We start from the raw sequence: 944 nt of genomic DNA, 5'->3' as shown, positions 1-944 counted from the left end.
GCCGCACCTCGTCGATCAGCGGCTCCAGCTCTGCCCACTGCTTGTCGCTCAGAACATGGATACCCGCATTCCCCGTCATCCACCCCAGATAGGAATGTACCTCAGGGCCTAACAGGCCCTAGTCTTCCTTGGCTCTGCTGAGAGGGACGGGCCAGGATGGTGGGATGGACGCCCGAGCACGCGACTTACCCCGGTTACCGCTTCCCAGCCGCGATCATCAGCTACGCCGTCTGGCTCTACCACGTCTTCGGCCTGAGCCTGCGCGAGGTGGAGCTGATCCTGGCAGAGCGGGGCATCGGCCTCACGCACGAGAGCATCAGGCAGTGGTGCCGCAAGTTCGGCGCCGAATTTGCCGGCAAGCTCCGTCAGCGGCGGCCCAAGCCGGGCGACACCTGGCACCTCGATGAGGTGTTCCTGAGGATTGGTGGTGAGCTGCACTACCTTTGGCGCGCGGTGGACCAGCACGGCGTCGTGCTCGATATCCTCGTCCAGGGCCGCCGCAACGCAGCGGCGGCCAAGTGCTTCTTCAAGCGCCTGCTCGCCGGCCTGAAGTACAAGCCGCGGCGCCTCGTCACCGATGATTTGCGCAGCTACAGAGTAGCATACCGCGAGATGATGCCGGAGGTGAAGCACAGGACAAGCCGCTACCTGAACAATCGCGCCAAGAACTCACACCGGCCAACGCGGCGGCGAGAGCGGCAGATGCGGCGGTTCAAGTCGATCGAGCAGGCACAGCGCTTCCTGTCATCCCACGCCATGATCTACGGCCACTTCCGTCCACGGCGGCATCTGATGACTGCGCGTCAGTATCGCCATGCTCGCGCTGAGTGTCCATCCGGGAACATGGTGAGTCATCTGAATCGGTTGTGACTGGCGGGTTGCGGCGGGTGGTGCGCGATTTGGCGGGATGTGGACGCCGGAGAACCGCGGTCGGTATGACCGCA

The 944-nt window shown here is 64.0% G+C and carries 1 protein-coding gene; it reads left to right on the top strand.

Translation table 11 applies throughout. The annotated features are described in order from the left end of the window. Positions 1-156 precede the first annotated feature (156 nt). Positions 157-870, top strand: coding sequence for an IS6 family transposase (locus tag E2C05_RS32105; protein ID WP_133223635.1), 714 nt, complete (start codon positions 157-159; stop codon positions 868-870). Positions 871-944 lie beyond the last annotated feature (74 nt).

The sequence above is a fragment of the Paracraurococcus ruber genome, assembly GCF_004353985.1.
Classification (GTDB): Bacteria; Pseudomonadota; Alphaproteobacteria; order Acetobacterales; family Acetobacteraceae; genus Paracraurococcus; species Paracraurococcus ruber.
Note: the sequence above shows the minus strand (reverse complement) of the source record. Positions and strands in the feature narration are given on the sequence as shown.

Excerpts from the sequence above, each read along its gene's own strand:
- E2C05_RS32105 (WP_133223635.1), top strand. The coding sequence starts at position 157 with ATGGTGGGATGGACGCCCGAGCACGCGACTTACCCCGGTTACCGCTTC.